This window comes from Streptomyces fulvoviolaceus, assembly GCF_000718165.1.
Lineage (GTDB): Bacteria > Actinomycetota > Actinomycetes > Streptomycetales > Streptomycetaceae > Streptomyces > Streptomyces fulvoviolaceus.
Map to the genome: position 1 here is coordinate 100,047 of NZ_JOEY01000013.1, position 26,235 is coordinate 126,281.

Consider the following 26,235-nt stretch of genomic DNA (forward strand, 5'->3'; position numbering starts at 1 on the left):
GTGGGGTGCGGGTCGGCTCCCTCGTGTGGGTGACGGAGTTGTCCACAACCCGGCCGTAGTCCACGGGAATTGACCAAGATCATCGCGAGAGTGCAGAGGTGCCCGATCCTCGGCGCATGGCACTTCGATCACGTTCCCGCACATCGCACGCAACCAGCGGCCCGGGTCGCGGCCCCGCATCCGACGGCCGCACCCGCCGCCCGCACACCCTCCGGAGCCGGGCCCGCCATCGACATGCCTCGGCCGACGAACTCCGCCGGCGCGCGGAGGCACTCTTCGCCCAACGCGCTGAGGAATGGCGGGAGTCGGGCAAGGGGCCGCCGGGTGAGAGCCAGCGGGCTGCGGACGGCGGACCGGGGGCCGGGGATGTGAGCGGCCGGCCGGCCGATCGAGGCCCGGAGCCGGATGCTCCGCGTGCCGGGATGGGCTTGGACTCGGGCGTCGTGCGTGGCCTGATCAGGCGTCGGGAAGCTGCGGATGCCGTGCACGGGGCCGTCGTGACCGTAGGCGTGGAGGCAGCGGACGTCACGCCTGCCGCCGGTGGGCCCGCGGCTCACGACGTCGCCGGTGTGAGGGCAGGCCCGGAGCCGACGAACCTCGGGCCGCTCGTCACGGACGTTCCCTCGGAGGCGGCCTGGCGGGAGCGGACCGGGCTTGCTCTGCGGGAGCGGATGCCGGTGTGGCTGCAGGCGCGGTGCGGGCTGGAGCGACGGAACGTCCTCGCGCTCACCGTGCTGCTCGTCGTGGCCGCGGTCTTCGCCGTACAGCACTTCTGGACCGGCCGGACCCAGTCCGTCCAGGCGCCGGAAGTGGTGCGCGCGGCGGCTCCGTACGGGGCGGGGGAGCAGCGCGGGGAGGCCGGGCCGGCCGCCTCGGGCGGTGCCCCGAACGCCGCGGGTACGACCGGGACCGAGATCGTCGTGGACGTCGGCGGCAAGGTCCGCGAGCCCGGCATCCATCGTCTTCCGGCCGGTTCGCGCGTCGCCGACGCGTTGCGCGCGGCCGGCGGCGTGCGTCCCGGCACGAACACCGACGCGCTCAACCGCGCCCGGTTCCTCGTGGACGGAGAACAGGTGATCGTCGGTGGCCCCGCCGCACCGGCCCCCGTCTCGGGTGGCACGGTCGGCGGCGGCCCGGCGGGCGCGGCACCGGCGGCCCCCGTCACCCTCAACACGGCCACCGTGGACCAGCTCGACACCCTGCCGGGCGTCGGCCCCGTGCTGGCGCAGCACATCGTCGACTACCGCACCCAGCACGGCGGCTTCCGCTCGGTGGACGAACTGCGTGAGGTCAACGGCATCGGCGACCGCCGCTTCGCCGACCTGCGGAATCTCGTGCGGCCATGAGGTACGTCCCCGACGTGCCGTCCGAGCACGAGAACGACCGGCATCCGGCTCCCGAAGGCCGCCCTGCCGTGCACGCCGCCTCCGGGAAACGGCTCGGAGACGCGCACCCCCGGCAGGAAGGACCGACGGACCTACGGCTCGTACCGCCCGCGCTGGCGGCCTGGGCGACGGCCGCCCTGACACTGGACGCCCCGCCGGAGTGGGTCACCGGCCTCGTGGCCGTATGCCTCGCCGCGGCCGGAGTGCTGCTGTCGGTGCGGCGACCGTCGGTACGGCGGCGCGGCGCAGGTGCCGTCTGGCCGCGTGCCTCCGTTGCCGCCGTGCTGCTCTGTGTCGGGGCGGCCGCCGCGTCCGCCGGGCTGCACGGTGCCGATCTGCGGCGCGGACCCGTGCCCGCCCTGGCCCGCCAGTACGCCACCGTGACCGCCGAGATCGAGGTCACCTCCGACCCCCGGCTCACCCGGCCCCGGATCAAGGGTGATCACGTGGTTCCGACCACCGTGCTGATCGGCGCCGAGGTCCGACGTGTCGAGGCGGCGGACGGGACGGAGGTGGCGACCCGCGCGCCGGTACTGGTGATCGTCGATGTGGGCGCGGGGGCCGGCCATCCCATCGAAGGGAAGGCGACGGTCGGCACGCGGTCCGGTGCCGAAGGGACCGGGCGGTCGCCCTGGCTCGGGCTGTTGCCGTCCACACGGCTGCGTGTCGCCGGGCGGCTGGTGCCGGCGGCGATGGGCGGGGACCGGGTCGCGGGCGTGCTGCGGGTACGGGACCGGGTGACACCCGAGGTCGTGGGGCAGCCGACGGGGCCGCAGCGGCTCGCGGGGCGGTTGCGCGCCGGGCTGCGAGAGGCCACGGACGGACTCCCGGCGGATGCCCGGGCGTTGCTGCCCGGGCTGGTCGTCGGGGACACCTCGCGGATCACTCCCGAGCTGGACGAGGCCTTCAAGGAGACCGACCTCGCGCACACGCTCGCCGTGTCCGGAAGCAACCTCACGATCCTGCTCGCCCTGCTCATCGGACCGCCCGGCCTGGCCCAACTCGTCGAGCGCCGAGGCCTCGCGCCCCGCCTCGGCATGTCCCTGCGGACCACCGCGCTGCTCGGCGGGGGACTCACGATCGGGTTCGTCGTGGTGTGCAGACCGGACCCGAGTGTGCTGCGGGCCGCGGCCTGCGGAGCCGTCGCCCTGCTCGCCCTCGCGACCGGACGCCGCAGGTCACTGATCCCGGCGCTGGCGACCGCCGTACTGCTGCTGGTGCTCTACGACCCGTGGCTGGCCCGCAGTTACGGCTTCCTGCTCTCGGTCCTGGCCACCGGCGCCCTGCTCACGCTCGCGCCGCGCTGGAGCATCGCCCTGCGAGGGCGCCGGGTGCCACCGCGGCTCGCCGAGGCACTGGCCGCCGCGGCGGCCGCACAGGCCCTGTGCGCGCCGGTCGTCGCCGTGCTGTCGGCGCGGGTCAGCCTGGTGGCGGTGCCGTGCAACCTGCTCGCCGAGGTCGCGGTCGCACCGGCCACGGTGCTGGGCTTCGCGGCGCTGGCGACGGCACCCGTGGTGATGCCGGTCGCCAAGGTGCTGGCCTGGTGCGCGAGTTGGCCCGCCGGGTGGATCGCCGACGTCGCCCGGACCGGGGCCGCGTTGCCCGGCGGGGGAGTGGACTGGCCGGGCAGCTGGACCGGAGCGGCACTGCTCGCCCTCGTGACGGTGCTCGTGCTGCTTGTCGGCCGGCGGCTGGTGAGACATCCCTGGTGGTGTGCCGCCTGTGCGGCGCTGTTCGTGCTCGCGGTGGTGCAGCCGCCGCCGCTGACCAGGGTGATCACGGGCTGGCCGCCACCGGGCTGGAAGTTCGTGATGTGCGACGTGGGGCAGGGCGACGCGATGGTGCTGGCGGCCGGCGAGGGCACGGGCGTGGTCGTGGACGCCGGACCCGACCCGACGCTCGTCGACCACTGCCTGCGCACGCTGGGCGTCACCAGGGTCCCGTTGGTCGTCCTGACGCACTTCCACGCCGACCATGTGGCAGGCCTGCCGGGAGTGCTGCGGGGGCGTTCCGTGGGGGCGATCGAGACGACGGGCTTCGAAGAGCCCGCGGACCAGGTCGAGTTCGTACGCAGGGAAGCGGCGGCCCGGCACATTCCGGTGACGCGCGCCCTTGCCGGAGAGCAGCGGAGGACCGGGGCGCTGTCCTGGGAGGTGCTGTGGCCACCCCCGGCCTCGTCCAGCCCGTCCAGCCCGGTACTGGTAGCTGAGCCGGAGGGTCCGAACGACGCCAGTGTCGCGCTGCTCGTCCGGTCTGCCGGGCTGCGGTTCCTGCTCCTCGGGGACCTCGAACCCCCGGCCCAGCAAGGGCTGTTGAGGTCGCCGGCGGGCGCGCTGCTGGGCGGCGTGGATGTGCTCAAGGTCGCCCACCACGGCTCGGCCTACCAGGATCCGGACCTCATACGCCGGGTGGCACCGCGGCTCGCGCTCATCTCCGTGGGTGCCGGCAACTCGTACGGACATCCCGCTCCCAGCACGGTCGCGGCGCTGCGTGCCGGGGGTGCGGCGGTGCTGCGGACGGACCGGGACGGGGCGCTGGCGGTCGCCGGTACGGGCGGCGGGGAGCTGCGGGTGGCGCGAGACTGAGGTCATGAATTCCGCACAGGTTGACACCTATCTCCACCGCCTGGGAGTCGAGCACCCGGCGTGGCCCACCGTGGACGTCCTGCGCGAGCTGCATCTGCGCCATCTGCAGACCGTGCCCTTCGAGAATCTCTCGGTCCACCTCGGAGAGGAGATCGTGCTGGAGGAGAAGCGGCTGCTGGACAAGGTGGTGGGCGCGCGGCGGGGAGGGTTCTGCTACGAACTGAACGGATTGTTCGGGGCGTTGCTCGGTGCGCTGGGCTTCGACGTCACGTTGCTCGCGGCGCGGGTGTACGGGGACGAGGGACGGCTCGGGATTCCGTACGACCATCTCGCGCTGCGGGTGCGGACGGTGGACGGGGGCGAGTGGCTGGCCGATGTGGGTTTCGGGGCGCACAGCCACTACCCGCTGGCGTTCGGGGCGCGGGGTGAGCAGGAGGACCCGGGCGGCACGTTCCGGATCCTCGAGGCGGGGCCCGACGCGGCGGGGGTGCGGGGCGGGCACGGCGGGTCGGAGGAGGCGGACCTGGACGTCGTCGTGAACGGCAGGTCGCAGTACCGCCTGGAGGCACGGCCCCGGGTGCTTGGTGACTTCGCGGCCGGGGCCTGGTGGCACAGCACCTCGCCGGGCTCGCACTTCACACAGTCGCTGGTCTGCTCCCGGGTGACGGAGGACGGGGGGAGGATCACGCTCAGCGGTCGCACGGTCAAGGTGACGGCCGCCGACGGGACACGGGACGAGGAGGAACTGACCACGGACGAGGAGGTGCTGGGGGTCTACCGGGAGCGGTTCGGTATCGAGCTGGACGGTGTGCCGACGGTGCGCAATCCCCGGGGGAGCGGCCGGTGACGTCAGTGCTCGCGGGGTGACCTGGCGTCCCGCACCTCGTGGGGTGTCGGAAAATGGTTCCGTGAGCGATGTGAGACATGTGCTGGTGCTGCCCGACCGTGATGCCGCGGAAGAGGTGGTGGTGGCGCTCGGGGAGCGGTTCGGGGTCGACGAGGAGCCTCGGCTGGTGCGGGATGCGCTGGCCGGGGAGGACGACGCCGAGGACGCGCAGTGGCTGGTCGTCCTGCGGGACGAGAAGGGGCGACTGGATCCCCGGGACCTGGACGAGTTCGTGGGGGAGTGGGACGGGTGGCGGGAGGAACCGTAGCGCTCGGCTGGGTCAGCCGGAGAGCTGCGGTGGTTCGCGCGGGTGCGGGCCGCCTGTGGCTGGTCGCGCCCACGCGGCGGAGCCGTGCACCGATACAGCCCCGCGCCCCTTTCCGGGCGCGGTTGTCACCGAGCCGCCCCGTTGTCAGTGGCCCGTGCGATGCTTTACGCGATGGCCAGGAAGACTGCGAATGACGACCCTCTCGCCCCGGTGACGCTTGCCGTGGGCCAGGAGGACCTCCTGCTCGACCGTGCCGTGCAGGAGGTGGTGGCTGCCGCCAGGGCCGCCGACGCCGACACGGACGTACGAGATCTGACTTCCGATCAGCTGCAGCCCGGCACGCTCGCCGAGTTGACCAGCCCGTCGCTGTTCGCCGAGCGCAAGGTCGTCGTCGTACGCAATGCGCAGGACCTGTCGGCCGACACGGTCAAGGACGTGAAGGCGTATCTCGGGGCGCCCGCCGAGGAGATCACGCTGGTGCTGCTGCACGCCGGTGGGGTCAAGGGCAAGGCGCTGCTGGATGCCGCGCGCAAGGCGGGGGCGCGGGAGGTGGCCTGCCCGAAGATGACCAAGCCGGCGGACCGGCTGGGCTTCGTCCGGCAGGAGTTCCGGGCGACCGGGCGGTCCGCCACACCCGAGGCCTGCCAGGCCCTCGTGGACTCCATCGGCAGCGACCTGCGGGAGCTGGCGTCCGCCGTGTCCCAGCTGGTCGCCGATGTCGAGGGGACCATCGACGAGGCCGTCGTCGGGCGGTACTACACCGGGCGGGCCGAGGCATCGAGCTTCACCGTCGCCGACCGGGCGGTGGAGGGGCGGGCCGCCGAGGCGCTGGAGGCGCTGCGGTGGTCGCTGGCCACCGGGGTGGCCCCGGTGATGATCACGAGCGCGCTGGCGCAGGGCGTCCGGGCGATCGGAAAGCTGTCCTCGGCGCGTGGCGGGCGGCCTGCCGATCTCGCCCGTGAGCTCGGTATGCCGCCGTGGAAGATCGACCGGGTGCGGCAGCAGATGCGGGGGTGGACGCCGGACGGTGTCTCCGTCGCGCTGCGGGCGGTGGCCGAGGCGGACGCGGGCGTCAAGGGCGGCGGGGACGACCCCGAGTACGCCCTGGAGAAGGCGGTCGTCGCGATCGCGCGGGCGGCACGCTCCGGGGGGCGCGGGTAGGACACGGTCCGGTGGCCCCCGCCCGTGCCCCGGGCGCCGATACGGAGGAGAATCGGGCGTACAGCCGAAAATCGCCTAGCAAGGAAAGGTGGCGGTTGTCATGGCTGAACACCCGCACGCAGCGCTCGTCCGCAAGGGATACGAGGCCTTCACCCGAGGGGACATGGACACTCTGCGTGGGCTGATGACGGCGGACTGTACGCACCATGTGCCCGGCAGTCACCCGCTCTCGGGTGACTTCAAGGGCCAGGACGCGGTCATCGACATGTACGGCCGGCTCTTCGAGGAGACCGGTGGGACGATGCAGGTCGACATGCGCAGCCTCCTGGTGGACGGCCGGGGGCACGTGGTCGCGGTGCACCGCTTCAAGGCCGACCGCAAGGGAAGGCACATCGACGAGAACGGATGCATCATCTTCCGGGTCGTTGGGGAGAAGATCAGCGATCTCGACGAATGCGTCGAGGACATCGACAAGGGCAACGAGTTCTGGGCGTAGGTCTGCGGGAGCGTGCCGAAGCCCCGGCTCCCGCCCTGGGGAAGGGCGGGGTGCCGGGGCCTTCGGTTGAAGATGGTGAGCCCGTACCCGCGTGGCGAACGCAGGCCGCGTACAGGCTCGGGGGCCGGACGGGAGCGGATGAGAGGGCCCGCTCGATTCCCTCCGGCGATCAAATCAAGTGTCAGCCCTTGAGGGTGGTGACCTTCGAAGCAAGCGCCGACTTCTTGTTGGCGGCCTGGTTCTTGTGGATGACGCCCTTGGAGACGGCCTTGTCGAGCTGACGCGCAGCCGCGCGCTGGTACTCGGTGGCCTTCTCGACGTCACCCGCGGCAGCAGCCTCACGGGCCTTGCGGATCGCGGTCTTCAGGGAGGACTTGACGGCCTTGTTGCGCAGCCGAGCCTTCTCGTTGGTCTTGATCCGCTTGATCTGGGACTTGATGTTCGCCACGAATGAGCCTCTACAGGTTCAGGCACGGGGCCGCTCGGGTCCCGTACCGATGATTTTCCAGAAGATGTGCCTCGTGCTGAGAGGGCAGGAGACACAGCCACCCAGACTACCAGCGGGCCTCCAGGTGGCCCAAACCGGTCGCAGGTCCCCGCCCGTGGGACCATGGAGGCTACGTATAGATCCGACCCGAGACCGCAGACACTGCGGACGCCTCAAGAATCAGGACCCTGCGTGCCCGCGATCCCTAGCCATGTGCCCGAGCCGAGCCGTACCGACCCGGCTCAGATCCGCAATTTCTGCATCATCGCGCACATCGACCACGGCAAGTCCACGCTCGCCGACCGGATGCTCCAGCTGACCGGCGTCGTCGACCAGCGGCAGATGCGTGCTCAGTACCTCGACCGGATGGACATCGAGCGCGAGCGCGGCATCACGATCAAGTCACAGGCGGTGCGTCTGCCGTGGGCTCCCACCCACGACAAGAACGACACGCACATCCTCAACATGATCGACACCCCGGGGCACGTCGACTTCACCTACGAGGTCTCGCGGTCGCTCGCGGCCTGCGAGGGCACCGTCCTCCTCGTCGACGCCGCCCAGGGCATCGAGGCCCAGACTCTCGCCAACCTCTACCTGGCGATGGAGAACGACCTCAAGATCATCCCCGTACTGAACAAGATCGACCTGCCGGCCGCCCAGCCGGAGAAGTTCTCCGAGGAGCTCGCCAACCTCATCGGCTGCCAGCCCGAGGACGTGCTCAAGGTCTCGGCGAAGACCGGTATCGGCGTGGACGCGCTCCTGGACCGGGTCGTCCGCGACGTCCCGGCCCCGGTCGGCGTCAAGGACGCCCCGGCCCGCGCGATGATCTTCGACTCGGTCTACGACTCCTACCGGGGCGTGGTCACCTACGTCCGAGTCATCGACGGTCAGCTCAACAAGCGTGAGCGCATCAAGATGATGTCGACCGGCGCCACCCACGAGCTCCTCGAGATCGGCGTCTCGTCCCCCGAGATGACGCCGGCCGACGGCATCGGCGTCGGCGAGGTGGGCTACATCATCACCGGCGTGAAGGACGTCCGTCAGTCCAAGGTCGGTGACACCATCACCAGCAAGGACAAGGGCGCCACCGAGGCCCTCGGCGGGTACAAGGACCCCAAGCCGATGGTGTTCTCCGGTCTCTATCCGCTCGACGGCTCCGACTACCCCGAGCTGCGCGACGCCCTCGACAAGCTCCAGCTCAACGACGCCGCGCTGGTCTACGAGCCGGAGACCTCCGCGGCGCTGGGCTTCGGTTTCCGTGTCGGTTTCCTGGGGTTGCTGCACCTCGACGTCATCCGTGAGCGCCTGGAGCGCGAGTTCAACCTCGAACTCATCGCCACCGCGCCCAACGTGGTCTACCGCGTGATCATGGAGGACGGGAAGGAGCACACGGTCACCAACCCGAGCGAGTTCCCCGAGGGCAAGATCGACAAGGTCTTCGAGCCGGTCGTCCGGGCCACGATCCTCGCTCCCAGCGAGTTCATCGGCTCGATCATGGAGCTCTGCCAGACTCGTCGCGGCACCCTCCTCGGCATGGACTACCTCTCCGAGGACCGGGTCGAGATCCGCTACACGCTCCCCCTCGCCGAGATCGTCTTCGACTTCTTCGACAACCTGAAGTCCAAGACCCGCGGCTACGCCTCCCTGGACTACGAGCCCACCGGCGAGCAGGACGCCCAGCTGGTGAAGGTCGACATCCTGCTCCACGGCGACCGGGTCGACGCCTTCTCCGCCGTCACCCACCGGGACGCCGCCTACGCGTACGGCGTACGGCTCGTCGCCAAGCTGCGCGAACTGATCCCGCGCCAGGCCTTCGAGATCCCCATCCAGGCCGCCATCGGCTCCCGGGTCATCGCCCGCGAGACCATCCGCGCCATCCGCAAGGACGTCCTCGCCAAGTGCTACGGCGGTGACATCTCCCGTAAGCGGAAGCTGCTGGAGAAGCAGAAGGAAGGCAAGAAGCGGATGAAGATGGTGGGTTCCGTGGAGGTTCCGCAGGAGGCCTTCATCGCCGTACTGAGCAGCGACGACAACGCGGGATCGGGCAAGGGCAAGAAATAGTCCGGGGTGCGGCGATTTTCCGGGGCCCGTTGTGCTGGTGCGCGGCGGGCCCTGTGTCGTTCCGCTGGATTTTCTCTGGAGGAATCGACTGTCCGCCGCCCCTTACGCGGGGGCCGGTCGCGCTCTACTCTGATCTCTGCTCGATAGTTACTCGCGAGTTAAACAACAGCCGCAACCTGAGCCAGCCGCGCTGTAGCGGGCCCCGGAGGATGTCGTGAGCGACACACAGACACTGATCGAGAACCGTCCGCCGTCCGTGGCGACCCTCTTCCTGGAGCGCGTTGCGGCCACACCGGACGCGGAGGCATACCGCTACCCGGTACCGCCTGCCTCCGGGGAGGGCCCGGACGACTGGAAGTCGCTGAGCTGGGCGGAGGCCGCCGAGCGCGTCTACGCCATCGCGGCCGGCCTGATCGAACTGGGCGTACAGCCCGAGCAGCGCGTCGCGCTCGCCTCCTCGACCCGCGTCGAGTGGATCCTCGCCGACCTCGGCATCCTGTGCGCCGGGGCCGCCACGACCACGGTCTATCCGCAGACCAACGCCGACGAGTCCGCGTTCATCCTCTCCGACTCCGAGAGCCGGGTGCTGATCGCCGAGGACGCGGCCCAGGTCGCCAAGGCGGTGGAGAAGAAGGCCGAGCTGCCCGAGCTCACCCACGTCGTCGTCCTCGACCCGGCCGGCGTCGAGACGAGCGACTGGATCCTCACCCTCACCGAGCTGGAGGCCCGTGGCGCCGCCCGCCTGGAGAAGGACCCCGACCTGATCAAGGAGAAGGTCGGCGCGATCACCAAGGACCAGCTCGCCACCCTCATCTACACCTCCGGCACCACCGGCCGCCCCAAGGGCGTGCGCCTGCCGCACGACAACTGGGCGTACATGGCGAAGGCGATCGCCGCGACCGGGCTGATCAGCGCCGAGGACGTGCAGTACCTGTGGCTGCCCCTCGCGCACGTCTTCGGCAAGGTGCTCACCTCCGGCCAGATCGAGGTCGGTCACGTCACCGCGGTCGACGGCCGTGTCGACAAGATCATCGAGAACCTTCCGGTCGTCCAGCCCACCTACATGGCGGCCGTGCCGCGCATCTTCGAGAAGGTCTACAACAGCGTCGCCGCCAAGGCCCGTGCCGGCGGCCCCGCCAAGTACAAGATCTTCCAGTGGGCCGCGGCGGTCGGGCGCGAGTACGCCAAGGCCACCCAGGACAACTTCCGGCGCACCGGCACCGCGGCCGCGCCCTTCGCGATCTCCGCCAAGCACAAGGTGGCCGACGCGCTCGTCTTCGCCAAGATCCGCGAGGCCTTCGGCGGCAACCTGCGCGCCTGCGTCTCCGGCTCGGCCGCGCTCTCGCCCGAGATCGGTTACTTCTTCGCCGGCGCCGGCGTCCACATCCTCGAGGGCTACGGCCTCACGGAGTCCTCCGCGGCCTCCTTCGTGAACCCGGGCGAGGCCTACCGCACCGGCACGGTCGGCAAGCCGCTGCCCGGCACGGAGGTGCGCATCGCGGACGACGGCGAGATCCTGCTGCGCGGCCCCGGCATCATGGAGGGCTACCACGGGCTGCCCGAGAAGACCGCCGAGGTCCTGGAGGCGGACGGCTGGTTCCACACCGGTGACATCGGTGAGCTGTCGCCCGACGGCTACCTGCGGATCACCGACCGCAAGAAGGACCTCATCAAGACGTCCGGCGGCAAGTACATCGCGCCCGCCGAGGTCGAGGGGCAGTTCAAGGCGGTGTGCCCGTACGTCTCCAACATCCTCGTGCACGGCGCCGACCGGAACTTCTGCACGGCGCTCATCGCGCTGGACGAGCCGTCGATTCTGGACTGGGCCAAGGAGAACGGCCTGGGCGGGAAGTCGTACGCGGAGGTTGTCGCGGCGCCGGTGACGGTCTCGATGGTCGAGGGGTATGTGAAGGAGCTCAACGAGGGGCTGCAGCGGTGGCAGACCATCAAGAAGTTCCGGCTGCTGCCGCGGGATCTCGATGTGGAGCACGGGGAGATCACGCCGAGCCTGAAGCTGAAGCGACCCGTCGTGGAGCGGGAGTACAAGCACCTCATCGAGGAGATGTACGCGGGCTCTCGCGAGGCCTAGCGCCCAAGAGGAGGGGTGGCGGGGATCCGTTCGCGGCTGACGGTCCGTTGTGGCTTGTCGCGCAGTTCCCCGCGCCCCTGAAGAAGGTCAGTTCACGCGGCCTCTTGCCAAGAGCTGCCGTAGCTCCCTGACCTGTGCTCGCAGCGTTTGTGGGTCCGGAGGGGTGTCTCCCCCCAACTGCTTCTCCAGTTCCGCCAGTTGGGCGTTCACCTGGTGGTAGTCGGCCTGCTCTTGCGCCAGCACTCGCTCCAGTTGCTGGTTCTTGCGGTGGAGGTCGAGGAAGACGGTGACCTTGGCTCGTAGGACCCAGGGGTCGAAGGGCTTGGTCAAGTAGTCGGCGGCGCCGGTCGCGTAGCCGCGGAAGGCGTAGCCGGAGTCGTCCTCCGCGCCGGTCAGGAAGATGATCGGGACGTCCTTGGTCTGGTCGAGCCGTTTGATGTTGGCGGCGGTCTCGAAACCGTCCATGCCCGGCATGCGTACGTCCAGGAGCACGAGGGCGAAGTGCTGCCGGAGCAGCGCCTTCATCGCCTCCTCGCCCGAACGTGCGCGGACGAGCGGCTCGTTGAGGGACCCCAGGACGGCCTCCAACGCGATCAGGTTGTCCTCCATGTCGTCGACCAGGAGGATGCTGGCGCGCTCTTCGGTCGTTGCCTCAGCGCTCATGTGACTGGCCTCATTCAGTCGTCCGTGGGCGGGACCGCGGCTTCCTCGACAGCGGCTCGCGCCTCGTCCTCCGCGCCCTCGGGGTCCAGGAGTGCGCATACGACGGTCAGCAGCTGGTCGACGTCCACAGGCTTGGGTACGTAGTCGTTGGCGCCGCGCGCGATGGACTTCTCGCGGTCTCCGGGCATCGCCTTCGCGGTCAGCGCGACGATGGGCAGGCCGGTCCAGCGCGGGGTGCGGCGGATGGCGGCGATGGTCTCGTAGCCGTCCATCTCCGGCATCATGATGTCCATCAGGACGAGTTCGACGTCCGGGTTGCGCTCCAGGGTCTCGATGCCCTCGCGGCCGTTCTCCGCGTACAGGACGGGCATGCCGACGCGGCCGAGGACATGGGTGAGGGCGAAGACGTTGCGGATGTCGTCGTCGACGATCAACACCCGTCGTCCGGCGAGCACTTGTCCCGCCCGGCCCGCCTTCCACGCCTCCAGCTTGGTGGGCGCCGGCCACGAGTCCTCGGCGTCGTGGGCCGTCGGGAAGGGCTCGGTCGACAGGTCCTCCGGTGCCGGCAGCAGGTGGTCCTCGGCGGTCGGGCCGGTCGCCGAGTGGCCGGGGCTGACGACGGGGACGTAGAGAGTGAAGGTGGACCCCTGTCCGGGCTCGCTCTCGGCGACGATACGGCCGCCCAGCAGGCCCGCGATCTCCCGGCTGATCGACAGTCCCAGTCCCGTGCCGCCGTACTTGCGGTTGGTCGTGCCGTCGGCCTGCTGGAACGCCTCGAAGATCACCGGGAGTTTCTCGGCGGCGATGCCGATGCCGGTGTCGGAGACCTCGAAGGCGATCACCTCGTCGCTGTCGCGGACGTAGCGGTGCTCGGGGTTCTTGACGCGGTTCACGCGCAGCTCGACCCGGCCGGTGGCGGTGAACTTGATCGCGTTGGAGAGCAGGTTGCGCAGGATCTGCTGCAGCCGCTGCTCGTCCGAGTACATCTCGCGCGGTACGTCCTCGCCGACCGTCACCTCGAAGGCGAGCCCCCGGTCGAGGGTGAGCGGGCGGAAGGTGGCGTGGACGTAGTCGAGCAGCTTGATGAGCGGCAGCTTCTTCGGGCGTACGTCCATCCGGCCGGCCTCGATCTTCGACAGGTCGAGGATGTCGTTGATCAGCTGCAGCAGATCCGACCCCGACCTGTGGATCGTCGTCGCGAACTGCACCTCCTGGTCGGAGAGATGGCCGTCCGGGTTGTCCGAGAGCAGGCGCGCCAGGATCAGCAGGGAGTTCAGCGGTGTGCGCAGTTCGTGCGACATGTTCGCCAGGAACTCCGACTTGTACTGCGAGGAGGTGGCCAACAGGGCTGCCTTCTCCTCGAGTTCGGCGTTCGAGCGCTGCAACTCCGCTTGCTGGCTCTGGAGTTCGTCCGATCGTTCCTGGAGCTGCATCGCCAGCCGCTGGGACTCGCCGAGCAGGGACTCGGTGCGGGAGTTGGCGATGATCGTGTTGATCGCGACGCCGATGGTGTTCACGAACTGGTCGAAGAAGGCCAGGTGGACGTCGGAGAAGCGGGAGAAGGACGCCAGCTCGATCACGCCGAGGAGCTTGTCCTCGAAGAGGATCGGGATGATGACGACGCTGGCCGGGGCGGCTTCACCCAGCCCACTGTTGATCTTGATGTAGTCCGGCGGGGCCTCCTCCACCAGGATCCGCTGCTTCTCGCGGGCCGCCTGGCGTACCAGGCCGTGGACCGGCATGCCGCCGGTGTCGACGGTCGCACCCTGGGCCGAGCCGTAGCCGGCGATGAACGCCAGTCCCTTCGCAGGAACGGTTGTGCGGAGAGAGGTGCCGTCCTCGTCGGGATCGGCCAGGAAGAACGCGCCGTACTGCGCGTTCACCAGCGGCGTCAGCTCGCGCAGGATCAGGTCGGCGACCTCCATCAGGTCCCGGTGGCCCTGCATCAGCGCGGCCAGACGGGCCAGGTTGGACTCCAGCCAGTCCTTCGCGCGGGTCGTCTCGCGGAGGTTGGCCACCATCAGGTTGATGTTGTCCTTCAGCTCGGTGACCTCGCCCTGTGTCTCGACGGTGATCGAGCGGGACATGTCGCCCTGGGCCACCGCGGAGGCGACCTCGGCGATCGCGCGGACCTGGGTGGTCAGGTTGAGCGCGAGTTCGTTCACGTTGGTCGTCAGGCGCTTCCAGGTGCCGTAGACGCCCTCGACCCTTGCCTGGCCGCCGAGTTGGCCCTCGGAGCCGACCTCGCGGGCCACCCGCGTGACCTCGGAGGAGAAGGAGGAGAGGGTGTCGACCATGGTGTTGATGGCGGTCTTCAGCTCCAGGATCTCGCCGCGCGCGTCCACGTCGATCTTCTTGGAGAGGTCGCCGTTGGCCACGGCCGTGGTGACCTGGGCGATGTTCCGTACCTGCGAAGTCAGGTTGTCGGCCATGTAGTTGACGTTGTCGGTCAGGTCGCGCCAGACGCCGGAGACGCCCAGCACCTGGGCCCGTCCGCCCAGTCGGCCGTCGGTGCCGACCTCGCGGGCCACGCGGGTCACCTCGTCGGCGAAGGCGCGCAGCTGCTCCACCATCGTGTTGACGGTGTCCTTCAGTTCCAGGATCTCGCCGCGGGCGTCGACCGTGATCTTCTTCGACAGGTCGCCGTTGGCGACGGCGGTCGTCACCTGGGCGATGTTCCGTACCTGGGAAGTGAGGTTCAGGGCCATGAAGTTGACGTTGTCGGTGAGGTCCTTCCAGACGCCCGACACGCCCCGCACCTGCGCCTGACCGCCGAGGTTGCCTTCGGTGCCGACCTCGCGGGCGACGCGGGTGACCTCGTCGGCGAAGGCGGAGAGCTGGTCGACCATGGTGTTGATCGTGGACTTCAGCTCCAGGATCTCGCCCTTCGCCTCGACCGTGATCTTCTTGCCGAGGTCGCCCTGGGCCACGGCCGTCGACACCAGGGCGATGTTGCGCACCTGCGAAGTCAGGTTGTCCGCCATGAAGTTGACGTTGTCCGTCAGGTCCTTCCAGACGCCTGACACGCCCCGCACCTGAGCGCGGCCGCCGAGGTTGCCTTCGGTGCCGACCTCGCGGGCGACGCGGGTGACCTCGTCGGCGAAGGCGGAGAGCTGGTCGACCATGGTGTTGATGGTCGACTTGAGCTCCAGGATCTCGCCCTGCGCGTCGACCGTGATCTTCTGCGAAAGGTCGCCGTTGGCCACGGCGGTCGTCACCTGGGCGATGTTGCGCACCTGGGAAGTGAGGTTCGACGCCATGAAGTTGACGTTGTCGGTGAGGTCCTTCCAGACGCCCGACACGCCCCGCACCTGAGCGCGGCCGCCCAGCTGGCCCTCGGTGCCGACCTCGCGGGCCACCCGGGTCACCTCGTCGGCGAAGGCGGAGAGCTGGTCGACCATCGTGTTCACGGTCAGCTTCAGTTCGAGCAGCTCGCCGGTCGCCTCGACCGTGACCGTGCGGGTCAGGTCACCGCGGGCCACCGCCGTGGTCACCAGGGCGATGTCACGCACCTGGGCGGTCAGCCGGGACGCCATGGTGTTGACCGCCTCGGTCACATCCCGCCAACTGCCCGACAGGCCCGTCACCTTGGCCCGCCCGCCGAGCCGTCCCTCGGTACCGACCTCGCGCGCGACCCGGGTCACCTCGCCGGTGAACAGGGACAGCTGGTCGACCATCTTGTTCACGGCCCGGCCGAGGCGCCGTAGATCACCGCGCAACTGCCGGCTGCCGTCGTGCAGGTCGACCCGTTGGGTCAGGTCGCCGCCGGCCACCGCGTCGAGCACGCGCGTCGCGTTCGCGGCCGGGGCCACCAGGGCGTCGAGCAGCTGGTTCACGTCGTTGACCCGGGAGGTCCAGCCGCCCTGGCCCGGGCTCGCCGAGAGGCGTTCGTCGAGCCGGCCGTGTCGCACCAACTCCCGCTTCACGCGCTGCACTTCCGAGTTGAAGTGCGTACTGCGGTCTATGACCTGGTTGAAGACCGCGGTCAGTTCGGCCACCAGACCGTGCCCCGTCTCGGGCACCTTCGCGAAGTCGCCGTCGCGGGCGGCGGTCATCGCGGCGAGCAGGGGACGGAGATCCGATGCTCGAATATGGGCGTCTTTGTGTCCCTCTTCGAGCACACGCGTAGCACTGTTCTCACTCATGGCGGCCCACTTCGGTAACTCGGCGCTTATGGGCGTGGCCAGTCTGTCACTCTGTCCGCATCGACTGAGGCCTATTCGTCCGAACTGCGCGGGGAGCTTGACATGGGGGCCATTCCGACGCAACGGGAGACCATCTCCCGTGCTTCTGATGCGCCTGTGCACGAGGACACGGCGTCTGTGCACGAGAACAGCCCGCCCGCCGGCGCACCCCCGCACGCCCGGGCGCACGCCACCCTCGCCGGCACCCCCCTCGCGCCGAGCGCCGCCCGCGCGCTGGCACGGGCCGCGTTCACCGAATGGGCCGAACTCGGCCTGCCCGGCACCGAGTACCTCACCGACCGGCTGGCCGACGACGCCGTGGTCGTCGTCAGCGAACTCGTCACGAACGCCGTGGTGCACGCGGGCACCGAGGTCGAGCTGGCCTGCCGGCTGGAGGCGGAGACCGGCGCGCTCGTCGTCGAGGTCCTCGACCACCATCCCTCGCGCGCCCCGCGCGACGGCGCCCCCGAACCGCCGTACGGGACACCGGAGTACGGGCGCGGGCTCCGGCTCGTCGCCGCCCTCGCCGAGTCCTGGGGCATCACCTACCGCACGGGCGCCAAGACGGTGTGGGCGCGACTGCCGGCCGAGGGGAAGGAGGTCGTCGACGGGATGCAGGCGTACGCCGGGGAGCGCGCACACGAACGCGGCCTGCGCGTCGCCTCGATACTGGCCCCCGAACCACAGCGCCCCGAGCAGGACCGGGAGTGGCTCAACCGCGGCGCCCTGTCCTTCCTCGCCGAGGCCTCCGACCTGCTCGCCGGGCAGCTCGACGAGAACCTGGTGGCCGCGCTCGCCGGACAGCTGATCGTGCCGCGGCTGGCCGACTGGTGCGCGGTGTGGCTGGAGGACGAGGTCGCGGGGCACGGCGGCTGGGGCGACGGCGCCACCTTCGGCCCCGGACCGCGGCTGGCCCGGGTGTGGCACGGCAGCGAGAACCGCATCGAGGAGCTGCGCCGGGCCCTGGAGAAGGAGCCGCCGCACCTGTCCGACGCGGAACGATCCGGGCCCGTCCCGTTCAACTGGCCCGGCGAGGCGCTGGGCCCGCGCGCGGCACACGGCTCGGCGCTCGCCTACCGGCTGACCGCCGGCGGCCGCCCGCTGGGCACCCTCGTCATCGGCCGGGCCGGGCTGCTGACCTTCCCCGACGAGATCACCGGGCTGGTCGAGGACCTCAGCCGCCGGGTGGCGCTCGCCATCGGCGCGGCCCGCCAGTACGCCCGGCAGGCCACCATCAGCGCCGTCCTGCAGCGCGGCCTGCTGCCCGGCGCGGTCGCCGAGATCCCCGGCGTGAGCAGCGCCCTGGTGTACGAACCGCGCGACAAGGGCGGTCCCAGCGGCGACTTCTACGATCTCTTCCCGGCCGGCGACGGCCGCTGGTGCTTCGCCCTCGGCGACGTCCAGGGCAAGGGCCCCGAGGCCGCCGTCGTCATCGGCCTGGCCCGGCCCTGGCTGCGGCTGCTGGCCCGCGAGGGCTACGGCGTCGGCGACGTCCTCGACCGCCTCAACCAGCTGCTCCTCGACGACGCCACGGAGGCCGCGGACGCCGCCGCCCGCGCGCTGACCGCCGCGAACGGCCGGCCCCTCGCCCCCGGCGACGGCCCGCAGACCCGCTTTCTCTCCCTCCTCTACGGCGAGCTCGCCCCCTTCGACGGCGGCGTGCGCTGCACCCTCGCCTCCGCCGGCCATCCGCTGCCGCTGCTCCTCGGGGCGGGCGGCGAGGTCCGTACGGCCGCGCATCCGCAGACCCTCCTCGGGGTCGTCGAGGACGCGACGTACACCAGCGAGACCTTCGAACTGCGCTCCGGCGACAGCCTGTTGTGCGTCACGGACGGCGTGACGGAGCGCCGTTGCGGCTCGCGCCAGTTCGACGACGAGGACGGGCTCGCCGACGCGCTGGAGGGGTGCGCGGGGCTCGACGTCGAGCTGATCGCGGAGCGGATCAAACGGCTGGTGCACGAGTTCGGGGAGGGGCCGCCGGAGGACGACCTGGCGCTGTTGGTCCTGCAGGCGGAGTGACCGCCGTGGTGCCGGCCAGGTGATCGTGCCGGTGCGGGCCGAGTGATCGTCCCGCGTGCGGGACAATGGAGGACATGCCTTCCGCACTCCCCGACGGCGAGCCCGTCCCCGACGACGGCGCACTGCCCGCGTCCGCGCTCGCCGGGGCCGCCGACCGCCCGCTCGGCTTCTACCTGCACGTTCCGTACTGCGCGACCCGCTGCGGCTACTGCGACTTCAACACCTACACGGCGACCGAGCTGCGCGGCACCGGCGGCGTCCTCGCCTCCCGCGACAACTACGCCGACACCCTGATCGACGAGATCCGGCTGGCCCGCAAGGTCCTGGGCGACGACCCGCGCCCGGTCCGCACGGTCTTCGTCGGCGGCGGCACGCCCACCCTGCTGGCCGCGGGCGATCTCGTACGGATGCTGGGGGCGATCCGCGACGAGTTCGGGCTGGCCGAGGACGCCGAGGTGACGACGGAGGCGAACCCGGAATCGGTGAATCCGGCGTACCTGGCCACCCTCCGCCAGGGCGGCTTCAACCGGATCTCCTTCGGCATGCAGAGCGCGAAGCAGCACGTGCTGCGCGTGCTGGACCGGACGCACACGCCGGGGCGGCCCGAGGCGTGCGTCGCGGAGGCCCGTGCGGCCGGGTTCGAGCACGTCAACCTCGACCTGATCTACGGCACACCGGGCGAGTCCGACGACGACTGGCGGGCGTCCCTGGAGGCCGCCCTCGGCGCCGGGCCCGACCACATCTCCGCGTACGCCCTGATCGTCGAGGAGGGCACCCAGCTGGCCCGCCGGATCCGCCGGGGCGAGGTCCCGATGACGGACGACGACGTGCACGCGGACCGGTACCTGATCGCGGAGTCGGCGATGTCGGAGGCGGGCTTCGACTGGTACGAGGTGTCCAACTGGGCCACCTCGGAAGCGGGCCGCTGCCTCCACAACGAGCTGTACTGGCGCGGCGCCGACTGGTGGGGCGCGGGACCGGGCGCGCACAGCCACGTGGGCGGCGTGCGCTGGTGGAACGTGAAGCATCCGGGGGCGTACGCGGCCGCGCTGGCGGCGGGGCGGTCGCCGGGGGCGGGGCGGGAGCTGCTGTCCGCGGAGGACCGGCGGGTGGAGCGGATCCTGCTGGAGCTGCGGTTGCGGGAGGGGGTGCCGTTGTCGCTGCTGCGGGAGGAGGGGCTTGTGGCTTCGCGCCGGGCGCTGGGGGACGGGCTGCTGGACGGCGGGCCGTACGAGGAGGGGCGCGCGGTGTTGACCCTGCGGGGGCGGTTGCTGGCGGACGCGGTGGTGCGGGACCTGGTGGACTGAGGGGCCGGCGCTGGTTTTGCGCCCCCGCCGCCCCTTCCCGTCCCGTCCCTGGGGGCTGCGCCCCCAGACCCCCGCTGTCGGCCTGGACGGCCTCGTCCTCAAACGCCGGACGGGCTGAAACAACTCAGCCTCTCCGGCGTTTGAGGAGCGGGGTCTGGGGCGGAGCCCCAGAAGGATGGGACGGGTAGGGGCGGCGGGGGCGAAAAACCAGCCCGTCAGTGCTCACCCGGCGCCGTGACGAAGTCGATCAGTTCCTCCACGCGCCCCAGCAGCTCCGGCTCCAGGTCCTTGTAGGACCCCACCCTCTTCAGGATCGCCTGCCACACCGCCCCGGTGTTCTCGGAGGGCCAGCCGAGCGCCCGGCACACGCCGGTCTTCCAGTCCTGGCCGTGCGGGACGCGGGGCCACGCCTCGATGCCCAGGGCCGACGGCTTCACCGCCTCCCAGATGTCGATGTACGGGTGACCGACGACGAGCGCGTGTTCGCTGGTCACCGCCTCGGCGATCCGGAATTCCTTGCTGCCCGGCACCAGGTGGTCCACCAGGACGCCCAGGCGCGCGTCCGGACCGGGGGCGAACTCGGCCACGATCGCCGGCAGGTCGTCCACACCCTCCAGGTACTCCACGACCACGCCCTCGATGCGCAGGTCGTCGCCCCACACCTTCTCGACGAGCTCGGCGTCGTGCCGGCCCTCGACATAGATGCGCCCGGCGCGGGCCACACGCGCGCGTGCGCCGGGGACGGCGACCGAACCGGATGCCGTACGGGTGGGACGTACCGGAGCCTGGCCGGTGGGCCGTACGAGGGTCACCACCCGGCCCTCCAGCAGGAAGCCCCGCGGCTCCAGCGGGAACACGCGGTGCTTGCCGAAGCGGTCCTCCAGGGTGACCGTGCCCGCCTCGCAGCGGATCACCGCGCCGCAGAAACCGGTCCCCGCCTCCTCGACCACCAGGCCGGGCTCCGCCGGGACCTCGGGGACGGGCTTGGGCTTCTTCCACGGCGGGGTCAGGTCCGGAGAGTACTGGCGCATTCGAACGACGATAGGAGAAGCACCCCGGCGCTCAGTGCGACACGCCGAAACGAGCCGCCAACGCGTCCCGCTGCGCCCGGACGAACGCCGCGTCCACCACCGCTCCGTGACCGGGCACGTACAGCGCGTCCTCGCCGCCCAGGTCGAGCAGCCGGTCGAGGGCGGCCGGCCAGTGCGACGGTACGGCGTCGGGGCCGGCCTGGGGATCGCCGGACTCCTCGACCAGGTCGCCGCAGAAGACGACCTCCGGGTCGCCCGGGACCAGGACCACGAGGTCGTGGCCGGTGTGGCCGGGGCCGATGTTCGCCAGCAGGACCTGCCGACCGCCGCCGAGGTCGAGCGTCCACTCGCCGGAGACGTGATGGCGGGGCCGTACCAGCGCGTCGACCGCCTCGTCGGCCACGCGCGCGTGCAGGCCGTTGCGCACCGCGTCCGCGCGCAGCTCCTCGCGCGCCTGGTGCTGGTCGAACAGCGCGTCCACGCCCACCGCGCCGTACACCTCCGTGTCCGCGAACGCAGGCGCCCCGAAGACATGGTCGAAGTGGGGATGGGTAAGCGCGAGATGGGTCACACGGTGACCGGCGAGCGCCTGCGCCTGCGTCCGCAACCGCGCGCCCTCCTCGAGACCCGACCCGGCGTCGATCAAGAGTGCCGTGTTTTCCCCGACCACCAGCCCCGCCGTGCAGTCCCACACCGGCAGCCGGCACCGCCCGACCCCGGCCGCCACCCTCTCCCACCCCAGCTCTTCCCAAGTCACCGTCATACGGCGACGCTAACGGTGACACCCTCGTACAGCACGACGTCGCAGGACCGGCCTTGCCCGGGGCGTACCCCACGGCCGTACACTGGGCCGGGGAACGCTGGCACTCGGATGTGAAGAGTGCCAGGTGAAGCACCCAGGAGACTGGGGGACGACTTCTGGAGGTGTGCGCGGATGCTGAGTGAACGCAGGCTTCAGGTGCTGCGCGCCATCGTCCAGGACTACGTCGGCACCGAGGAGCCCGTCGGCTCCAAGGCGCTGACCGAGCGGCACAGCCTCGGCGTCTCCCCGGCGACCGTCCGTAACGACATGGCCGCCCTGGAGGACGAGGGGTTCATCGCCCAGCCGCACACCAGTGCCGGGCGCATCCCCACCGACAAGGGCTACCGGCTGTTCGTCGACAAGCTGGCGGGCGTCAAGCCGATGACCGCGCCCGAGCGGCGCGCGATTCAGAACTTCCTCGACGGCGCCGTAGATCTTGATGATGTGGTGGCGCGGACCGTACGACTGCTCGCCCAGCTCACCCGGCAGGTGGCCGTCGTCCAGTACCCGTCGCTCACCCGCTCCACCGTGCGGCACGTGGAACTGCTCTCGCTCGCCCCCGCGCGCGTGATGCTCGTGCTGATCACGGACACGGGCCGGGTCGAGCAGCGCATGGTCGACTGCCCGGCGCCCTTCGGGGAGGCCTCGCTCGCCGATCTGCGGGCCCGGCTCAACAGCCGGGTCGCGGGCCGCCGTTTCGCGGACGTCCCTCAGCTCGTGGAAGACCTGCCCGAGGGCTTCGACATCGAGGACCGGGGTACCGTCACGACGGTGCTCTCCACCCTCCTGGAGACGCTCGTCGAGGAGAACGAGGAGCGGCTGATGATCGGCGGCACCGCCAATCTCACCCGCTTCGGACATGACTTTCCCCTCACGATCCGACCCGTCCTCGAGGCGCTGGAGGAGCAGGTCGTGCTCCTCAAGTTGCTTGGTGAGGCGGGGGATTCGGGCATGACGGTGCGCATCGGGCACGAGAACGCCTACGAGGGACTCAACTCCACGTCCGTCGTGTCGGTCGGCTACGGTTCGGGCGGCGAGGCAGTCGCCAAGCTCGGCGTGGTCGGACCGACCCGCATGGATTACCCGGGAACGATGGGAGCGGTACGCGCAGTGGCGAGGTACGTCGGACAGATCCTGGCGGAGTCGTAAGTGGCCACGGACTACTACGCCGTTCTCGGCGTGCGCCGCGACGCGTCGCAGGAAGAGATCAAGAAGGCCTTCCGGCGGCTCGCACGCGAGCTGCACCCGGACGTCAACCCGGATCCGAAGACCCAGGAGCGGTTCAAGGAGATCAACGCCGCTTACGAGGTGCTGTCGGACCCGCAGAAGAAGCAGGTCTACGACCTCGGTGGCGACCCCCTCTCGCAGGCGGGCGGCGCCGGTGGCGCGGGCGGCTTCGGCGCGGGCGGCTTCGGGAACTTCTCGGACATCATGGACGCGTTCTTCGGGACGGCGTCACAGCGGGGTCCGCGTTCGCGCACGCGGCGTGGCCAGGACGCGATGATCCGGCTGGAGGTCGAGCTCGACGAGGCGGCCTTCGGCACCACGAAGGACATCCAGGTCGACACGGCGATCGTCTGCACCACGTGCAGTGGTGAGGGCGCTGCGCCGGGGACCTCCGCGCAGACCTGCGACATGTGCCGCGGGCGCGGTGAGGTGTCGCAGGTGACGCGGTCCTTCCTGGGGCAGGTCATGACCTCGCGTCCGTGCCCGCAGTGCCAGGGGTTCGGGACGGTCGTTCCCACGCCGTGCCCGGAGTGTGCCGGTGACGGGCGGGTGCGGTCGCGGCGGACGCTGACCGTCAAGATCCCCGCCGGTGTCGACAACGGCACGCGGATCCAGCTCGCCGGTGAGGGTGAGGTCGGGCCCGGTGGCGGTCCCGCCGGTGACCTCTACGTCGAGATCCACGAGCTGCCGCACTCGACCTTCCAGCGGCGCGGCGACGACCTGCACTGCACGGTCACGCTCCCGATGACGGCGGCGTCCCTCGGCACGAAGGTGCCGCTGGAGACGCTGGACGGCATGGAGGAGGTCGACATCCGGCCCGGTACCCAGTCCGGGCAGTCGATTCCGCTGCACGGTCGTGGTGTCACGCATCTGCGGGGCGGGGGCCGAGGCGACCTCATCGTGCACGTCGAGGTCCAGACCCCGTCGAAGCTCGACCCCGAGCAGGAGCGGTTGCTGCGGGAGCTGGCCAAACTGCGGGGCGAGGAGCGGCCGACGGGGCAGTTCCAGCCGGGGCAGCAGGGGTTGTTCTCGCGGTTGAAGGATGCGTTCAACGGTCGCTGAGTGGGGTGGGTGGGGGTGGCTGCGGGGTTTTGTTCTCGCCCCCGCCGCCCCTTCCCGTCCCTGGGGCTGCGCCCCCAGACCCCCCTTTCGGCCTGAACGGCCTCGTCCTCAAACGCCGGACGGGCTGGATTCGCTGGTCGAAGTCCATGGATGCCGGTGGCCTATGCCAGGCGGAAGGCCGGATTCGGACTTGTTCGAGGGACGTGACAACATGCCGTCATGTCCTCCGCGCTGACCGATCTCTTCCCGTATCCGATCGTGCAGGCCCCCATGGCGGGCGGCGTCTCCGTCCCGATGCTCGCCGCCGCCGTGTCCGAGGCCGGCGGGCTGGGGTTCCTCGCCGCCGGGTACAAAACGGCCGACGGCCTGTACCAGGAGATCAAGCAGCTGCGGAGCCTGACGAGCCGCCCCTTCGGTGTGAACCTCTTCATGCCGCAGCCCGAGTACGCCGACCCCGCGACCGTGGACGTCTACGCCCACCAGCTCGCCGGCGAGGCCGCCTGGTACGAGACCGAGCTCGGCGACCCGGAGAGCGGCCGCGACGACGGCTACGAGGCCAAGCTCGCCGTCCTGCTCGACAACCCGGTGCCGGTGGTCTCCTTCCACTTCGGCGTCCCGACCCGGAACGTCCTCGACTCCCTCCGTCGCGCCGGGACCTTCACACTCGTCACCGCGACCTCCGCCGAGGAGGCCCTCGCCGTACAGCGGGCGGGCGCCGACGCGGTGATCGCGCAGGGCGTGGAGGCGGGCGGCCACCAGGGCACGCACCGGGACGTCCCGGAACACGACCGTGCCGGCATCGGACTCCTCTCGCTCATCGCCCAGGTGCGCGAGACGGTGAGCATCCCGATCGTCGCCGCCGGCGGCATCATGCGCGGCGGCCAGATCGCCGCGGTCCTCGGCGCGGGCGCGAGCGCGGCCCAGCTCGGCACCGCGTTCCTCGCCACCCCCGAGTCCGGCGCGAGCACCGTGCACAAGCAGGCGCTGACCAACCCCCTGTTCGTCCGTACGGAGTTGACGCGCGCCTTCTCCGGCCGCCCGGCCCGCGGACTGGTCAACCGCTTCATGCGCGAGCACGGTCCGTACGCGCCCGCCGCCTACCCGGAGATCCACCACCTCACCTCGCCCCTGCGCAAGGCGGCCGCGAAGGCGGGCGACGCGCAGGGCATGGCGCTGTGGGCGGGACAGGGGCACCGGATGGCACGCGAGCTGCCCGCCGGTCAGCTGGTGGAGGTGCTGGCGGCCGAACTCACCGAGGCCGCGACAGCGTTGTCGGTCAGGGGTGGGTCGCGATGACGGCCCCGGTGTTCGTCGTCGAGCACCTCGACGCGGGCGGCGGGGGACAGTATGTCCTCGACGGTCCCGAGGGGCGGCACGCGGTCTCCGTGAAGCGGCTCCAGCCCGGGGAGGAGGTCGTCCTCACCGACGGCGCCGGGCGCTACGCGGTGTGCGACGTGGTCGCCGCCGAGGGCAAGGACCGCCTGATCGTCCACCTGACCTCGGTGTCCGAGGAGGCGGAGCCCTCGCCCCGTATCACCGTCGTCCAGGCCCTCCCCAAGGGCGACCGGGGCGAGTTGGCCGTGGAAACCATGACCGAGGTCGGCGTCGACGCGATCGTGCCGTGGCAGGCCGCCCGGTGCATCACCCAGTGGAAGGGCGACCGGGGTCTGAAGGCGCTCGGCAAGTGGCGGGCGACCGCACGCGAGGCGGGCAAGCAGTCCCGCCGGGTCCGCTTTCCGGAGGTCGCGGACGCGGCAACCACCAAGCAGGTTGCGGCACTTCTCGCCAAAGCCGACTTCGCCGCCGTACTGCACTCCGACTTCGAGCACGGCAGCGAAGCCCTCGCCACCGCCGAACTCCCCGCCGAGGGTGAGATCGTGCTGGTCGTCGGCCCCGAAGGGGGCGTTTCCAAGGACGAGTTGGCGCTCTTCGAGGAGGCGGGTGCGAAGGCCTTCGTGCTGGGGCCTACGGTTTTGCGTACGTCGACCGCCGGCACCGCGGCCACCGCCCTGCTCCTCGGCCGCACGGGACGCTGGGCCTGACAGACAGCCCGACCGACAGGGAGAACACGGTGGAACTCGCCCAAGTAAGGCTCCTCGTCACCGACTTCGCCACGTGTTACCGCTTCTACGCCGAAGTCCTGGGCCTGAAGCCCCAGTCGGGGGCGACGGAGGGCCCGTACGAGAAGTTCAGCCCCACCACCGGCTCGGCGGGCATCGCCCTCCAGGACCGCGCGATGATGGCCGAGATGCTGGGCGAACTCGGTGACGCGGCCACCGGCCACCGCTCCCTGGTGGTCCTGCGCGTGGACGACCTGGACACCTATTGCGAGCAGGTCGCCGCCCGTGGCGCCACCTTCCTGCACGACCCCACCCCCATGACCGACCGCATGCGCGTCGCCCATCTCAAGGACCCGGAGGGGAACCTGGTGGAACTCCAGGAGTGGCTCCTGTTGCGGGGCTGACACCGAGAGCGCGCGGGCGGCACCGACGGCGCGCGGGTGGCCGTATGCGCCCTTCCAC

General features: G+C 70.9%; 20 protein-coding genes. 15 read left to right on the top strand and 5 right to left on the bottom strand.

Annotated elements, in window-relative coordinates; genetic code table 11:
• The first annotated feature begins 116 nt into the window (after positions 1 to 116).
• From IG08_RS60670 to IG08_RS0115855, 6 genes are all read left to right on the top strand, one after another.
• Positions 117 to 1,346 carry a ComEA family DNA-binding protein gene (locus IG08_RS60670; protein WP_199820870.1) on the top strand — a complete coding sequence of 410 codons (1,230 nt, stop codon included), beginning with the start codon at positions 117 to 119 and terminating at the stop codon, positions 1,344 to 1,346.
• Positions 1,343 to 3,970, top strand: a complete 2,628-nt coding sequence (locus IG08_RS0115835) for a ComEC/Rec2 family competence protein (protein WP_078655607.1) — start codon at positions 1,343 to 1,345, stop codon at positions 3,968 to 3,970. The genes IG08_RS60670 and IG08_RS0115835 overlap by 4 nt, the downstream gene beginning before the upstream one ends.
• 4 nt (positions 3,971 to 3,974) lie before the next feature.
• The gene (locus IG08_RS0115840; RefSeq protein WP_030601704.1) at positions 3,975 to 4,817 is read left to right on the top strand and encodes an arylamine N-acetyltransferase family protein; all 843 of its coding nucleotides are present in this window, start codon (positions 3,975 to 3,977) and stop codon (positions 4,815 to 4,817) included.
• Between the two features lie 61 nt (positions 4,818 to 4,878).
• Positions 4,879 to 5,124, top strand: a complete 246-nt coding sequence (locus IG08_RS0115845) for a hypothetical protein (RefSeq protein ID WP_043454385.1) — start codon at positions 4,879 to 4,881, stop codon at positions 5,122 to 5,124.
• A gap of 171 nt (positions 5,125 to 5,295) precedes the next feature.
• Positions 5,296 to 6,285, top strand: coding sequence for a DNA polymerase III subunit delta (gene holA, locus IG08_RS0115850; RefSeq protein ID WP_234342889.1), 990 nt, complete (start codon positions 5,296 to 5,298; stop codon positions 6,283 to 6,285).
• 100 nt (positions 6,286 to 6,385) lie between these two features.
• Positions 6,386 to 6,781: a nuclear transport factor 2 family protein gene (locus tag IG08_RS0115855; RefSeq protein WP_030601708.1), complete on the top strand. Its 396-nt coding sequence runs from the start codon at positions 6,386 to 6,388 to the stop codon at positions 6,779 to 6,781.
• 181 nt (positions 6,782 to 6,962) lie between these two features.
• On the opposite strand, the gene rpsT is transcribed toward IG08_RS0115855, so the two are convergent.
• A complete protein-coding gene (gene rpsT / locus IG08_RS0115860; RefSeq protein WP_030601710.1) occupies positions 6,963 to 7,229 on the bottom strand; it encodes a 30S ribosomal protein S20 in 267 nt (88 codons plus the stop codon).
• 231 nt (positions 7,230 to 7,460) lie between these two features.
• Here rpsT and lepA point away from each other — a divergent pair, with 231 nt between their 5' ends.
• Together lepA and IG08_RS0115870 are read left to right on the top strand one after the other, a co-directional pair.
• Positions 7,461 to 9,329 (top strand): translation elongation factor 4, encoded by a 1,869-nt coding sequence (gene lepA / locus IG08_RS0115865; RefSeq protein ID WP_030601711.1) that lies wholly within the window; start codon positions 7,461 to 7,463, stop codon positions 9,327 to 9,329.
• Positions 9,330 to 9,543: 214 nt separating this feature from the next.
• Positions 9,544 to 11,418 carry an AMP-dependent synthetase/ligase gene (locus tag IG08_RS0115870; RefSeq protein WP_030601713.1) on the top strand — a complete coding sequence of 625 codons (1,875 nt, stop codon included), beginning with the start codon at positions 9,544 to 9,546 and terminating at the stop codon, positions 11,416 to 11,418.
• Between the two features lie 87 nt (positions 11,419 to 11,505).
• On the opposite strand, the gene IG08_RS0115875 is transcribed toward IG08_RS0115870, so the two are convergent.
• On the bottom strand, positions 11,506 to 12,081 hold the full coding sequence (locus tag IG08_RS0115875; RefSeq protein ID WP_030601715.1) for a response regulator: 576 nt from the start codon (positions 12,079 to 12,081) through the stop codon (positions 11,506 to 11,508).
• Positions 12,082 to 12,095: 14 nt separating this feature from the next.
• Complete coding sequence (locus tag IG08_RS0115880; RefSeq protein WP_030601716.1) at positions 12,096 to 16,226, bottom strand: HAMP domain-containing protein; 4,131 nt, start codon at positions 16,224 to 16,226, stop codon at positions 12,096 to 12,098.
• A 102-nt stretch (positions 16,227 to 16,328) separates the two neighbouring features.
• Between IG08_RS0115880 and IG08_RS0115885 the strand changes: the two genes are divergently transcribed.
• Together IG08_RS0115885 and hemW are read left to right on the top strand one after the other, a co-directional pair.
• Entirely contained in the window at positions 16,329 to 18,284 is a 1,956-nt protein-coding gene (locus IG08_RS0115885; protein ID WP_030601718.1) for an ATP-binding SpoIIE family protein phosphatase, read from the top strand.
• A 74-nt stretch (positions 18,285 to 18,358) separates the two neighbouring features.
• Positions 18,359 to 19,591: a radical SAM family heme chaperone HemW gene (hemW, locus tag IG08_RS0115890; RefSeq protein ID WP_030601719.1), complete on the top strand. Its 1,233-nt coding sequence runs from the start codon at positions 18,359 to 18,361 to the stop codon at positions 19,589 to 19,591.
• Positions 19,592 to 19,806: 215 nt separating this feature from the next.
• Here the strand turns inward: hemW and IG08_RS0115895 are convergent, their stop codons facing one another.
• On the bottom strand, positions 19,807 to 20,622 hold the full coding sequence (locus IG08_RS0115895; protein WP_030601720.1) for a DUF3097 domain-containing protein: 816 nt from the start codon (positions 20,620 to 20,622) through the stop codon (positions 19,807 to 19,809).
• 31 nt (positions 20,623 to 20,653) lie between these two features.
• A complete protein-coding gene (locus IG08_RS0115900; protein ID WP_030601722.1) occupies positions 20,654 to 21,385 on the bottom strand; it encodes an MBL fold metallo-hydrolase in 732 nt (243 codons plus the stop codon).
• A gap of 171 nt (positions 21,386 to 21,556) precedes the next feature.
• Here IG08_RS0115900 and hrcA point away from each other — a divergent pair, with 171 nt between their 5' ends.
• From hrcA to IG08_RS0115925, 5 genes are all read left to right on the top strand, one after another.
• Entirely contained in the window at positions 21,557 to 22,573 is a 1,017-nt protein-coding gene (hrcA, locus tag IG08_RS0115905) for a heat-inducible transcriptional repressor HrcA (RefSeq protein ID WP_030601725.1), read from the top strand.
• Positions 22,574 to 23,713 carry a molecular chaperone DnaJ gene (gene dnaJ / locus IG08_RS0115910; RefSeq protein WP_030601727.1) on the top strand — a complete coding sequence of 380 codons (1,140 nt, stop codon included), beginning with the start codon at positions 22,574 to 22,576 and terminating at the stop codon, positions 23,711 to 23,713.
• Between the two features lie 219 nt (positions 23,714 to 23,932).
• On the top strand, positions 23,933 to 25,009 hold the full coding sequence (locus IG08_RS0115915; RefSeq protein ID WP_030601729.1) for a nitronate monooxygenase: 1,077 nt from the start codon (positions 23,933 to 23,935) through the stop codon (positions 25,007 to 25,009).
• Complete coding sequence (locus IG08_RS0115920) at positions 25,006 to 25,755, top strand: 16S rRNA (uracil(1498)-N(3))-methyltransferase (RefSeq protein ID WP_030601732.1); 750 nt, start codon at positions 25,006 to 25,008, stop codon at positions 25,753 to 25,755. The genes IG08_RS0115915 and IG08_RS0115920 overlap by 4 nt, the downstream gene beginning before the upstream one ends.
• Before the next feature lie 29 nt (positions 25,756 to 25,784).
• On the top strand, positions 25,785 to 26,177 hold the full coding sequence (locus tag IG08_RS0115925) for a VOC family protein (protein WP_030601734.1): 393 nt from the start codon (positions 25,785 to 25,787) through the stop codon (positions 26,175 to 26,177).
• Positions 26,178 to 26,235: the final 58 nt, after the last annotated feature.